Here is a 13,446-nt window from a genome sequence, read left to right as displayed (position 1 = left end):
ATGTGACTAAGAAAAATCAACTTTTTTTACATTTATTAGAACAAATTAAATTTCCAGATACATTTGAAGATAATGACATTCTTCAAAAAGGGGAAATACAAGACGTGGATGTATTTGCAACTGAAAAAAAGTGGCAAATCCACGTTTTTTTAAGTACACCATTAAAATTTAAAACGTATCATTCATTTATAGAGGCTTTAAAAGCTAGCTTTGTTGATATCGTAGATGTCGAATTGGAAATTAAGACTCAGGATGGTGCAAGTGATTTTTTACCGGATTATTGGAATTATGTAATTGAAAATAGTAAATTACCTACATTACAAAAACAAGTTTTGGTAAAAGAGATCCCAAAGTTAAAGGATAATAAATGGTTTATTGCTTGCACAAATAAAACGGCTGAAGAGCTTTTAACAGAAAATGTTCTTGCAGGTTTAAATGAGGAATTTAGAAAATACGGTTTCTTTAATATAAAATTTGCGACAGAAATTAGTACAGGGCAGGAAAGTGAAAATTTAAAGAGTTTAGAGGAACAAGAAAAGGCACATCAAGAAGCGATGCAAAATCTTTTTGAGCAAACTCCGCCTCCACCCATTTCACCTTCAAATGGTGAAAAGACTCAGCGAAGAGAATTTTCACATGGTAAAAAGGTAAGCCCCAAGGCTAAATTTATCCAAATAAAGGAACTAGAAGATGGGGTTAGAAATGTTCTGATTGAAGGAAATATTTTTAATATTGAACTAAAGGAATTAAAATCTGGCAATTTTATTGTTACTGGAGATATTACAGACTATACCGATTCGATTGGCTTTAAGAAGTTTGTTTCAAAAGGTGAAGAGGCAGATTTTTATAAAAGCATCAAACCAGGAACTTGGGCTAAAATCCAAGGTGGCGTTAGTGATGATCAGTGGCAACATGAATTGGTATTCAATATTAGAAGTATTGAGGTTATCGAACATAAGGGTCGCCAAGAAAAATATGAAGGTGAAGACAAGCATATTGAACTCCATACTCATACAACAATGAGTCAATTAGATGCAGTTTCTACAGCAACTGATTACATTAAGGCAGCCAAAAAGTTTGGCCAAAAGGCAGTGGCTATTACTGATCATGCTGATGTGCAAGCATTTCCGGAAGCTTTTGGTGCAGGGAAAAAAGAAGATGTTAAAGTTCTTTATGGTTATGAAGCAAATGCAATTGATGATCATGCAAAGCTTGTTTTAAATCCAACTGAAATGGACTATCGTGATCGAGAATACGTAATTTTTGACGTAGAAACTACAGGACTTTCTTCTGTTTATGACACTATTATTGAAATTGGTGCTGTTAAAATGAAAAATGGGGAAGTTATTGAAAAATTTGATGAATTTATTAATCCCCATCATCCCTTGAGTGACACAACCATCAATTTAACTTCAATTACTGATGAAATGGTAAGTAAAGCTGATGATGAAGAAGATGTTATCAAACGCTTTAAGGACTTTTATGGGGATCGTCCTTTGTGTGGACATAATGTTCAGTTTGATGTTGGCTTTATTAATGCAGCTTTAAGAAGAGCTGGAATGGAAGAAATTACTCAACCAGTTGTTGATACACTGGAAGTTTCACGTTTACTTCATCCAGAACAAACTCGTCATACTTTAGATTCGTTAGCTAAAAAGTATGATGTTGTTTTGGAACATCACCATAGAGCCAACCAAGATGCTGAGGCAACTGGCTACTTAATGTTTAAGTTATTGGATGCCTTTTATGCACGTTTTAATGAAGCAGATCTTGGCAAAATGAATGATTATGCCAAATTTGGCGAAGTGTACAAACGTGCGCGCCCTTCACATATGACTGTTTTAGCCTTAAATCAAAAAGGCTTAAAAAATATGTATAAATTAATTTCTTTAGCGAGCACACAATATTTTTATCGAGAACCACGGACACCAAAGTCAGAATTAGATAAATATCATGAAGGTTTGCTTTTTGGAAGCGGGTGTGGCGAAGGTGAAGTATTTGTAGCGATGATGCAAAAAGGATACGACGCCGCAAAAGAAGTAGCCCAGTTCTATGACTTTTTAGAAATTCAGCCACCAGCTGCTTATGAAACTTTAATTGAAGATGAATTAATTAAAGATAGAGCAGAATTAGAAGAAATCATTGGAAATATTTATAAGCTGGGAAAAGAATTACATATTCCAGTTGTAGCAACTAGTGATTCACACTATGTTGATTCTCACCAAAAAATATATCGTAAAATTTTATTGGAATCTAAAAAAGGATACACGAAGAAAAATAAAAATATTCCTGATCTTCCATTTTACACTACACAAGAATTACTTGATGCCTTTTCATTTTTAGGTGAAGAGATTGCAAAGGAAATTGTAATTACAAATCCAAATGCAATTGCAGATAAAATTGAAGAAATTTCTCCAGTTAAAAGTGGTTTATATCCACCAAAGATTGATAATGCTGATGAAGAAATGAAAAAACTTACCTATGATAAGGCTTATGAGCTTTACGGTAAGCCTTTACCTAAGATTGTAAAAGATAGGGTAGAGATGGAATTAAATTCTATTATTTCTAATGGGTATGCAGTAATTTATTTGATATCACAACGTTTAGTAGCAAAATCCAATAAAGATGGATATTTAGTTGGTTCACGAGGGTCTGTTGGATCTAGCTTGGTAGCAACCCTATCAGGAATAACAGAAGTTAACCCTTTAGCACCCCATTATCGCTGTGCAAGTTGCCAGTACTCAGAATTTTTTGAAAATGGGGAGTATGGTTCTGGATATGACTTGCCAGATAAAAAGTGCCCTAAGTGTGGTGCTGAATTAGTAAAAGATGGTCAGGATATTCCATTTGCAACCTTCTTAGGGTTCCATGGAGATAAGGTTCCTGATATTGATTTAAACTTTTCAGGAGATTACCAACCAGTAGCTCATAATTATATTCGGGTAATGTTTGGTCCCGATAATTCTTATCGTGCAGGAACGATTGGCACTGTAGCGGATAAAACTGCCTATGGTTATGCAAAACATTACGAAGATGAAAATGAACTTCATTTGCGTAAGGCAGAACTTGAGCGTTTAGCAACAGGAGCCACAGGGGTTAAAAGAACAACTGGACAACACCCTGCAGGAATTGTTGTGGTACCAAATGATATGGATATTTATGACTTTACTCCTGTACAGTATCCTGCAGATGACCAAAAAGCAGCCTGGCTTACTACTCACTTTGATTTCCATGCCATTCACGACAATATCTTAAAATTTGATATTTTAGGACATGATGATCCTACGATGATCAGAATGTTACAAGATTTATCAGGTGTTGATCCAATGACAATTCCTCCGGATGATCCAGGAGTAATGTCGCTTTTTTCAGGAACAGATATTTTGGGAGTGACGCCAGAACAAATTGGCTCAAATACAGGAACATTAGGAGTACCTGAATTTGGGACAAAATTTGTTCGAGGGATGCTTGAAGAAACGCATCCAAGTACTTTTTCTGAATTGCTTCAAATTTCAGGGCTATCTCATGGTACCGATGTTTGGTTAGGAAATGCTGAAGAATTAATTAATCAAGGAATTTGTGAGTTGAAGAATGTAATTGGTTGTCGTGACAACATTATGATGGACTTAATTCACTGGGGTGTAAAACCAGAAGTCGCATTTTCAACGATGGAATCTGTACGGCATGGACGGGGAATTAGTGAGGAAGATATGGCCGTTTTGAAGAAAAATGACAAAATTCCTGACTGGTATATTGATTCTTGCTTAAAGATTAAATATATGTTCCCTAAGGCTCACGCAACAGCTTATATTTTAATGGCCCTTAGAATTGCTTGGTTTAAAGTTTACTATCCAGTAATTTACTACACAGCTTATTTCTCTGTACGAGCAGACTTGTTTGACTTAGTAGCAATGAGTCATGGAAAAAATACAGTAAAAGCAGCCATGAAGGCAATTCAAGACCAGGGAATGGATGCTTCAGCTAAAGATAAATCTTTATTGACCGTTTTAGAAATTGCAAATGAATGTTTAGAGCGTGGAATTAAGATTAAAATGGTAGATATTGAAAAGTCAGAAGCTACAGAGTTTAAGATTCTTGATGATCACACAATTTTAGCACCATTTAATGCGGTGCCAGGATTAGGTGACAATGCTGCTCGTCAAATTGTAGCGGCTAGAACTGAACAAAAATTTCTTTCAAAAGAAGATTTAGCAACTAGAGGAAAAGTATCTCAAACTATTATGGATTATTTTGAAAAAAATGAAGTTTTAGAAGGGATGCCAGATCAAAATCAGCTTTCACTTTTTTAAGGTAAGAAATTTTACAAACATTGATAATTATGCTATCCTAACAGTAGTTCGAATAGCGAGTTCGAGTGAGCAGAAATGCTCACTCTTTTTAGTACGGAGGAATCAAAATTGGCAAAAGTTACTGAAATTGTTGCAAATGTAGTTGCTCCCATCGCACAGGCTCGTGGAGACGAACTCGTTGATGTAGAATACGTTAAGGAACGTTCACAATATTATCTTCGAGTATACGTTGACCGAGTTCCAGGTGGGATTGATATTGAAGAAATTGCTGAATTAAGTGATATTGTTTCTGAAAAACTTGATGAATTGGAGCCAGATCCATTTCCTCAACCTTATATCTTAGAGCTTTCTTCTCCTGGATTGGAACGTCCAATTAAAACAGAAAAGGATTGGGAAAAGGCAAAGGGAGAATATGTTCATGTCGGTCTTTATAAAAAGATTGATGGCAATAAGATGTATGAAGGAACTTTGAAGGATTTTGATGAAGACAAAGTTATATTAGATGTAAAAATCAAAACTCGCAGAAAAGAAATTGAAATTCCTCGTGATGCAATTGCTAACATTCGCTTTGCAGTCGAATTTTAGAAAGGACTGGTAAAATTATGTCTAAAGAAATGCTAGAAGCTTTTTCAACCTTAGAAAAGCAAAAGGGTATTAAACCAGATGTGATAGTTGAAGCAATGAAAGCTGCTTTAGTAGCCGCTTATAAGAAAAATTATAATCAAGCACAGAATGTTGAAGTAGTTTTTGATGAAAAAAAGGGTAACTTCAAAGTTAACGCTATTAAAACAGTAGTTGAGGAAGTTCAAGATCCTCGTCTGGAAGTAAGTTTAAAAGATGCTTTAGAAATTAATGGAGCATATGAAGTAGGAGATGAAATTCGTTTTGAAGTAACTCCTAAGAATTTTGGTCGACTTGCTGCTCAAACTGCTAAGCAAGTGATTATGCAACGTTTAAGAGAAGCTGAAAGAAATCATATTATTGAAGAATATTCTCAATATGAAGATGAAATGGTAACTGGAGTTGTTGAACGTCGCGATAACCGTTTTGTTTACGTTAATATTGGTAATGTAGAGGCAGTAATGCCCCATAATGATCAATTGTCGACTGAAACTTATAATCCTCAAGATAGAATCAAAGTTTTGGTAACTCACGTTGGTAGTGATTCTAAAGGAGCACAGATTACTGTTTCTAGAACTGCACCTGGCCTTGTGAAACGTTTATTTGAACAAGAAGTCCCTGAAGTTTACAATGGTACTGTTCAAATTGTTTCAATCGCTAGAGAAGCTGGTGACAGAACTAAGATTGCAGTAAAAACAGATGATCCTAACATTGATCCTGTAGGTACTTTAGTTGGGCCTAAAGGTGCTAGAGTTCAAAATATTGTTAATGAACTCGGTGGTGAAAATATAGATATTGTTAAATATGAAGAAGATCCTTCTGATTTCATTGCTAATGCTTTAAACCCTGCTGAAGTAATCGCTGTTCAATTCGGTGATGAAAAAGATGAAAAAAATGCTTTGGTAATCGTACCAGATTATCAATTGTCTTTAGCAATTGGTAAGCGAGGCCAAAATGTAAGACTTGCTGCAAGATTGACTGGTTATAAGATTGACATTAAGCCTGAATCTCAAGTAGAATTTGTTGAAGAAAGTTCTACAACTGAGGAAGCTGATAGTAGTCAAGAACCAGTTGAAGATACAGAAACAACAGAAAATAGTGATACTGAAGTAACTTCAGCTAATGAAGACGAAGTAAAAGAAACGCAAGATTAAAGAAATGGGTGAAGTGCTATGAAAAAAAGAAAAATTCCAATGAGAAAAGATCTTTTGACTAACACAATGATGCCCAAAAAAGAGTTAGTAAGAGTAGTGGTAGATAAGGAAAAGAATATTTTCGTTGACCCTACTGGTAAAAAATCGGGACGAGGTGCTTATGTTTCTTTGGAACCTGAAAAAATTGCCAGTGCTCAAAAAAATAGAGTGTTAGAAAAAAGCTTAGGCATTAAAGTGTCTGAAGATTTTTATAAAGAATTGTATGCCTATGTAGAACATCAAAAGGCACGTAAAGAATTGTTTGGTGACTAAAAAGTGCAAAAAGAAGAAAAAATTTTAAATTTTTTGGGCTTGATTCAACGTGCGGGGAAATTAGTAACTGGTTTTGATGCAGTAAAATTGGGCTTAATGCATAAAAAAATAAAAGTTATTTTCATTGCATCTGATTTAAGCGAAAATACCAAAGAAAAATTAAATTTTTTAAATCGAAAGCAACATGTTCCAATCTATGATATGTTATCAAGTAAGCAATTATCTCAAGCATTAGGTAAAGAACGCAAAATAGTTGCGGTTACTGATCAAGGATTTAGTCAAGCAATAGTTAAAAAAATAGAATAAGGAGTGTGGTTTGATGGCGAAAAAAAGAATTTATGAAGTAGCAAAAGAATTGAACATCGAAAACAAGATTGTAGTAAATCAAGCTCAGAAACTTGGTTTTGATGTAAAAAGTCACATGTCCTCCTTGGATGATACACAGATTACAAAGTTAGTTAGCAGTTTAAAGAGTGGAAAGAATAAGGAAAAATCCACTTCTGCAAAAACTCAAGCAGGTAAAAGTAAAATTAAGGTTTCAGTTGGTGCGATTAGAAAGCACGATAAAGCTGAAAAGAAAAATAACCGACCAAAGAAGCAACGACCAAATCATAATAGTAAACAAACTGCTTCTCAACAACCTGCTGCCCAAGATAAGTTAAAACAACTTAAGCAAAAACAACGTGCTGAAGCCGGTGAATTAGATGCACGTGCAAATGAAACACGCCGTAAGTGGCATGAAGAACAAAATTCACAAAAATCTGCTCCTATAAAGAGCTCAAAGAAAGAAGAAAAGCCTACGCAAACTCAAAGACCTAAAATTAAAGAAGGGGCCGAAGCTGTTAAGGCTCATATTCAATCAGCAAAGAAGACTGTTGGACCAAAGATTATTAAGCCATCACCTGCTAGAAATAAGGTAAAGAAGGTAGAGAGTGCTAAGTCAAACGAAAATAATAATCGACACACTTATAACAACCGTAATAATCATTCTTCTAATAACAACTCACAGCAAAGAAGAAGACCGAAGAAAACAGAACCAATTATTGCACCTCCTGTAGAGGGTAAAGATACTAAACCAACAAGAAATAAAGAATTTGGTAAGTCTAAGAAGCGACACCAAACTTATCAACACGAACGAAACGATCATTCAGATAAGGCACGTCGTCGTCGCAATAAGAAAAATAAAGGGATGCAACACACTGAAGTTAAAAAGCAACCTACTCAACGTAAGGAACGTCCATTACCAGAAGTATTAGTTTACGAAGAGGGAATGAATGCTCAAGATTTAGGTAAATTACTTCACCGTGAACCAGCTGAATTAGTTAAAAAGCTCTTTATGTTAGGAGTAATGACTAATCAAAACCAATCTTTAGATAAAGATACAATTGAATTATTGGCTGCTGAATATGGAATTGAAGCAGAAGAAAAAGTTCATGAAGATATTTCGGATATTGATAATCTTTACACTAAAGAAATGGAAGCTTCTAAGAAATCCGAAAATCAAGTAAAACGTCCACCAGTAGTTACTATTATGGGACACGTTGATCATGGTAAGACTACTTTACTTGACCGCTTACGTCATACAAATGTTTCTGAACATGAAGCTGGAGGAATTACTCAGAATATTGGTGCTTACCAAGTTCATGTTGATGATCGTTTGATTACCTTCTTAGATACTCCAGGACACGCTGCCTTTTCAAATATGCGTGCTCGTGGGGCAGAAGTAACTGATGTCGTTATCTTAGTGGTAGCAGCAGATGATGGTGTAATGCCTCAGACTATTGAAGCTATTGACCATGCGAAAAGTGCTGGAGTCCCAATTATTGTAGCAGTTAACAAGATTGATAAACCAGGTGCTAACCCTGATCACGTGATGGAACAATTAATGCAACATGGACTTGTTCCAGAAGACTGGGGTGGAGATACCATCTTTGTTAAGATGTCTGCTAAAACCGGTGAAAATGTAGATGAACTTCTCCAAATGATTTTACTGCAAGCAGATGTGATGGAACTTAAAGCAGATCCAGATCAAAAGGCAATTGGTACTGTTGTTGAAGCTCGCCTTGATAAAGGCCGTGGTCCAGTAGCCGACTTACTTATTCAACAGGGTACTTTGAAGGTTGGAGACCCAATTGTTATTGGTGACACTTACGGACGTGTTCGTGTAATGACTAATGATAAGGGAAGAAGAATTAAAAAGGCTACTCCTTCAACTCCTGTTGAAATCACTGGTTTAAATGATGTTCCAACTTCTGCAGATAAGTTAGTTGTCTTTGAGGATGAAAAGACTGCTAGAAGTGTTGGTGAACAAAGAGCTAAGAATTCTCTTGAAAAACAACGTGAAAATGTTCAACATGTAACTCTTGATAACCTCTTTGATACTATGAAGAAAGAGAATATGAAGGCTGTTGATATTGTTTTGAAGGCAGATGTTCAAGGTTCTGTAGAAGCTTTGCAACAATCACTTGAAAAAATTGATGTTGAAGGTGTAAGAGTTAACATCATTCACGCAGGTGTTGGTGCAATTAATGAATCTGATGTTACGTTAGCTGGTGCTTCTAATGCATTTATTATTGGTTTTAATGTACGTCCAACTGCTACCGCCAAGAATCAGGCTGAAGGTGAAGGAGTAGACATTCGCCTTTACAACATTATCTACAAAGCAATGGATGACGTAGAAGCTGCAATGAAGGGTATGCTTGAACCAACTTATGAAGAAAAGGTAACTGGTAACTTAACTGTTCGCGAAACTTGGAAAGTTTCTAAGGTTGGTACCATTGCTGGTGCATTTGTTGATAGTGGGTATGTAACTCGCGATTCAGGAATTCGTGTAATTCGTGATGGTATTGTAAAATATGATGGTAAAGTTGCTTCATTAAAGAGATTCAAAGATGATGTTAAAGAAGTTAAGCAAGGATTTGATTGTGGTATAACCATTGAAAACTTCAATGACATTAAAGTTGATGATGAACTTGAAGCATATGAAATGCAAGAAGTACCTGTAAAATAGGCCAACTCTTTTTGTAAAGGAGTATTTAACAATGAAACACAGAATTGGAAGAGTTGAAGGAGAAATTCTTCGTGAACTAACTAAAATTTTACGAAAAGATATCCGTGATCCTAGAGTTCAAGATGTCACAATTACTGCAGTAGAATGCACAAATGATTTATCTTATGCGACTGTTTACTACAGTTTATTGTCAGATACTCCAGAAGCTGAAAAGCAAGCAGCTGAAGGATTAGAAAAAGCTAAGGGTGCTATGCGTCACTTGTTAGGTCAAACTCTTACTTTATATAAAGTTCCTGAATTAATTTTTAAACGAGATAGTTCAGTAGCTTATGGTAATAAGATTGACAACTTAATTCGTCAAGTAAAAAAAGATGACGAAGCTCGTGAAAGTAACAATTAATAACAAAAAGACGTCTTAGAGACGTCTTTTTTTATGAAAATATTTAAGAGGAAAAATATGATAAATGGAATTGTAGTTTTAAATAAACCTAGAGGAATGACAAGCAGTGATTGTGTATATAAATTAAGAAAGCTGCTCCACATTAGAAAAATTGGTCATGCAGGAACTCTTGATCCGGAAGTAGACGGTGTATTACCAATTGCGATTGGTCAGGCAACGAAGTTAATTGAATTGATGCATGAAAAACCTAAATCTTATATTGGAGAAGGGATGTTGGGCAGTAGAACTGACAGCTATGACCTTCAAGGACACATTTTGGAGAGTCTTGAATTGGAGCAACAATATTCAAGTTCTGATTTAAAAGCAGCAATGAAAAAATTAACTGGCAAAATTAAGCAGGTACCACCAATTTATTCTGCGGTTAAAGTTAATGGAAAGAGATTATACGAATATGCCCGTGAAAACATCCCTGTAGAATTACCTGAAAGGGATGTAACTATTTATGATTATCAACTAACGCAAGAGCCACGCTTTGACGAAAAAGATAAACTAGAATATTTTGATTTTGCAATTCAATGTTCGAAAGGAACGTATGTGAGATCATTAGTAAATGATTTAGGAACTCTGTTGGATGTTCCAGCTGTAATGACTAGTTTAACTAGAATAGCAAGTTCTGGCTTTAATATTAATCATGCAGTAACATTATCTGAGATTGAAGAAAATTTAGATCAACCAGAAAAGTGGCTCCAACCAATTGATGAATTTTTCAAAGAATATAAAAAGATTGATTTATCTCAAGCGCAGTTTTCTCGGGTAAAAAATGGAGCTGGAATCGAGTTAGAGGGAGTCTCAGAAGAAAAAGTAGCTCTTTCTTACAATGGAAAAATTAAGGCAATTTACAAAAAGATGGGTAATGAATATCGTGCAGATTTAATGTTACTTCAAAATAGTTAGCAGGTGGTAAAATGAAGGTACTTTCATTGACCTATCCTTGGCAAGAAGAGGTCACAAATACTGGTGTGGTCCTTGCGTTAGGTTTTTTTGATGGTGTTCATCTAGGACATCAAAAATTAATAAAAGATGCTAAAAAAATTTCTCTCGAAAAAAATCTCCCTTTAATGGTGATGACCTTTACCAAGCATCCCCTTGAAACACTTGATACTACAAAAAAAGTTCAATATTTATCAACAAATGATGAAAAAATAAAATATTTTGAAAAATTAGGAGTAGATTATTTATTATTTGTCAATTTTACGCCAAAGTTTAGTAAGCTTACACCTGCTGAGTTTGTCAATAAAGTAATTTGGTCTTTAAAGGCAAAAGTGGTGATAGCAGGTTTTGATTATACATATGGAAGTAATAAAAATATTGCAAATATGGAAAATTTACCTCGCTTTGCAAAGGGAAGGTTTGTAACTAAAATGGAACCAAAGCAAAATTATAAAGATAAAAAGATTAGTTCAAGTAGAATAAGAGAAGCTATTAAGAATGGAGAAATGAGTCTGGCTGCTCAGCTATTAGGGCACCCATATGAAATAACAGGTGAAATTGTCCATGGTTTTAGAAGAGGTCATGAGCTAGGATTTCCAACAGCTAATATTGATATTTCTGGGAAAAAGGTTTTACCTAAACCAGGGGTCTATGCCACTAAGGCTAAAATTGATGGCAAGTGGTATGAAGCAATGACAAGTGTCGGCTATAACGATACATTTGAAAATAAAAATTTAACTATTGAAACCCATCTCTTTGGCTTTGATGAAGAAGCATATGGAAAAGAATTAACTGTTGCTTGGTATAAATTTATGCGAGACAATGTTAAATTTGATGGCGTTGAAAATCTAATAAAGCAACTAAAAAGTGACGAAAGAAATATTAAGCAATACTTTAAAGATAAATAATTTTTATATTTTAGCACTTAACTTGCTTTTTTGCTAATTTATTAGTATCATAATAAATAGTTAGCACAGATAAAACTTGAGTGCTAATAAAGGGGCGATAAAATGTTGACTAAACGGCAAGAGTTAATCTTGAAGATGATTATTCAAGACTTTGCTCAAACAAACGAACCAGTTGGTTCTAAAACCGTGATGACTCAACTGCCAATTAAAGTTTCAAGTGCAACGATTCGCAATGAAATGGCAGTCCTAGAAGAAAAGGGCTTACTTGAAAAAACTCATTCTTCAAGTGGACGCATTCCCTCTAGCGATGGCTATCGCTATTATCTTGATAATTTAGTTGATCCGGTTCAAATACCGACAAAGGTGTATGACAAGATAGGATTACACTTAGATCAACCTTTTAGTCAAGTTAATCAGATTGTACAAGAAGCCGCTAAGATTTTGTCAGATTTGACTAATTATACTGCCTTTGCTGCAGGTCCTGAAACTGATGGTAGGTTGATTACCGGTTTTAGAATTGTAACATTATCTGCACGTCAAGTAATGGCGATTTTAGTTACAGATGATGGCAATGTTAAGAATCAAATTTATTCTTTACCTACTAAGATTAGTGGGCAAGAGATTGAAGAAGCTGTTAGCTTAATTAATAAGCAAGTTGTAGGGAAGCCTGTGACTGCGATTAATCAAGCAATGATGCAAGAAATTGGGCAGCATCTACTTTTAAGAGGCTCATCACCAGAAGTCCTAAAACTTCTTGAAGATGTGATAAAAGATTCACTTAGTGAAGAATTATATGTAGATGGTCAAATTAACTTATTTAATAATTCAGAAAATAAAGATGTTAGACAAATAAAATCTTTATATGAGTTACTTGATAAAAATGATGAAATTTGTAGATTAATTGGTCTTAGTTCTCAAAGTCCTGATTCCCACAGAGTTCAAGTTACTTTAGGAAGTGACTTACCTTCTAGCTTACTAGATAATTACAGTTTATTAACTGCTCATTATACGGTGGGAAAATATGGAAGAGGTACAATTGCTCTTTTAGGTCCGACAAATATGCCTTATTCACAAATGATTGGGTTGCTTGATTCTTTTCGGACAGAATTAGCACAGAAATTACTTGATTATTATGGAAGGCTAAATTAAAGGAGGCTAGCTGTGAGTAAAGAAGAATTTCCTAAAGAAGAAGACTTGAAAAATAAAGTTACTCCAGATGAAGCAGAAGATAAGAAACAAGAAGTAGATTCTAAAAAACAAGCAGAAGATCCAAAAATTTTAGCATTACAAGCTAAGGTGGATGAATTAACTGCTAAAAATCAAAAGCTTGAAGATAGTTATCTTAGAAGTCAAGCAGAAATTCAAAATATGCAAAATCGTTATACTAAAGAACGAGCTCAATTAATAAAATATGAGGCTCAAAATTTAGCTAAAGATGTTTTGCCTGCAGTAGACAACTTAGAAAGAGCATTAGCAGTTAAGGCAGATGATGAAGCTGCTAAGCAACTTCAAAAGGGTGTCCAAATGACTTTAGATGCTTTAGTAAAAGCCTTAAACGATCATGGTATAGAAGAGATTGAAGCCAAAGGAGCTGCTTTTGATCCTACTTTGCATCAAGCAGTTCAAACAGTAGCAGCTGATGATGACCATCCTACTGATCATGTAGTTCAAGTTTTACAAAAAGGGTATAAATATAAAGATCGTACGCTAAGACCAGCTATGGTAGTTGTAGCTCAGTAAT

Annotated in this window: 11 protein-coding genes; all 11 read left to right on the top strand. The window is 34.9% G+C overall.

All coding sequences use genetic code 11. The features are described from left to right. Positions 1–2 precede the first annotated feature (2 nt). Positions 3–4,310, top strand: a complete 4,308-nt coding sequence (locus FP435_RS05000; RefSeq protein ID WP_265483023.1) for a PolC-type DNA polymerase III — start codon at positions 3–5, stop codon at positions 4,308–4,310. A 108-nt stretch (positions 4,311–4,418) separates the two neighbouring features. After that, positions 4,419–4,895, top strand: coding sequence for a ribosome maturation factor RimP (gene rimP, locus FP435_RS04995; protein ID WP_265483021.1), 477 nt, complete (start codon positions 4,419–4,421; stop codon positions 4,893–4,895). Positions 4,896–4,912: 17 nt separating this feature from the next. After that, positions 4,913–6,085: a transcription termination factor NusA gene (gene nusA / locus FP435_RS04990; RefSeq protein ID WP_265483019.1), complete on the top strand. Its 1,173-nt coding sequence runs from the start codon at positions 4,913–4,915 to the stop codon at positions 6,083–6,085. 18 nt (positions 6,086–6,103) lie between these two features. Beyond that, positions 6,104–6,397 carry an RNase P modulator RnpM gene (rnpM, locus tag FP435_RS04985; RefSeq protein WP_265483017.1) on the top strand — a complete coding sequence of 98 codons (294 nt, stop codon included), beginning with the start codon at positions 6,104–6,106 and terminating at the stop codon, positions 6,395–6,397. 3 nt (positions 6,398–6,400) lie between these two features. Continuing rightward, positions 6,401–6,703: a L7Ae/L30e/S12e/Gadd45 family ribosomal protein gene (locus FP435_RS04980; RefSeq protein ID WP_265483016.1), complete on the top strand. Its 303-nt coding sequence runs from the start codon at positions 6,401–6,403 to the stop codon at positions 6,701–6,703. A 13-nt stretch (positions 6,704–6,716) separates the two neighbouring features. Continuing rightward, a complete protein-coding gene (gene infB, locus FP435_RS04975; RefSeq protein ID WP_265483014.1) occupies positions 6,717–9,407 on the top strand; it encodes a translation initiation factor IF-2 in 2,691 nt (896 codons plus the stop codon). Between the two features lie 31 nt (positions 9,408–9,438). Further along, positions 9,439–9,807 (top strand): ribosome-binding factor A, encoded by a 369-nt coding sequence (locus FP435_RS04970; protein WP_265483012.1) that lies wholly within the window; start codon positions 9,439–9,441, stop codon positions 9,805–9,807. 57 nt (positions 9,808–9,864) lie between these two features. Continuing rightward, positions 9,865–10,761: a tRNA pseudouridine(55) synthase TruB gene (gene truB, locus FP435_RS04965; RefSeq protein WP_265483011.1), complete on the top strand. Its 897-nt coding sequence runs from the start codon at positions 9,865–9,867 to the stop codon at positions 10,759–10,761. 11 nt (positions 10,762–10,772) lie between these two features. Further along, complete coding sequence (gene ribF / locus FP435_RS04960; protein WP_265483009.1) at positions 10,773–11,705, top strand: riboflavin biosynthesis protein RibF; 933 nt, start codon at positions 10,773–10,775, stop codon at positions 11,703–11,705. A gap of 102 nt (positions 11,706–11,807) precedes the next feature. Then, positions 11,808–12,854, top strand: a complete 1,047-nt coding sequence (gene hrcA / locus FP435_RS04955) for a heat-inducible transcriptional repressor HrcA (RefSeq protein ID WP_265483007.1) — start codon at positions 11,808–11,810, stop codon at positions 12,852–12,854. A gap of 12 nt (positions 12,855–12,866) precedes the next feature. Next, entirely contained in the window at positions 12,867–13,445 is a 579-nt protein-coding gene (grpE, locus tag FP435_RS04950; RefSeq protein ID WP_265483005.1) for a nucleotide exchange factor GrpE, read from the top strand. Position 13,446: the final 1 nt, after the last annotated feature.

It is taken from the genome of Lactobacillus sp. PV037, assembly GCF_014522345.1.
In the GTDB taxonomy this organism is placed as follows: Bacteria; Bacillota; Bacilli; order Lactobacillales; family Lactobacillaceae; genus Lactobacillus.
The sequence above is the reverse complement of the archived record's forward strand: the minus strand, read 5'-3'. Positions and strand labels throughout refer to the sequence as shown.

Coding starts and splice junctions, on each gene's coding strand:
- FP435_RS04970 (WP_265483012.1), top strand. CDS start 9,439: ATGAAACACAGAATTGGAAGAGTTGAAGGAGAAATTCTTCGTGAACTA.
- rnpM (WP_265483017.1), top strand. CDS start 6,104: ATGAAAAAAAGAAAAATTCCAATGAGAAAAGATCTTTTGACTAACACA.
- infB (WP_265483014.1), top strand. CDS start 6,717: ATGGCGAAAAAAAGAATTTATGAAGTAGCAAAAGAATTGAACATCGAA.
- hrcA (WP_265483007.1), top strand. CDS start 11,808: ATGTTGACTAAACGGCAAGAGTTAATCTTGAAGATGATTATTCAAGAC.
- ribF (WP_265483009.1), top strand. CDS start 10,773: ATGAAGGTACTTTCATTGACCTATCCTTGGCAAGAAGAGGTCACAAAT.
- truB (WP_265483011.1), top strand. CDS start 9,865: ATGATAAATGGAATTGTAGTTTTAAATAAACCTAGAGGAATGACAAGC.
- nusA (WP_265483019.1), top strand. CDS start 4,913: ATGTCTAAAGAAATGCTAGAAGCTTTTTCAACCTTAGAAAAGCAAAAG.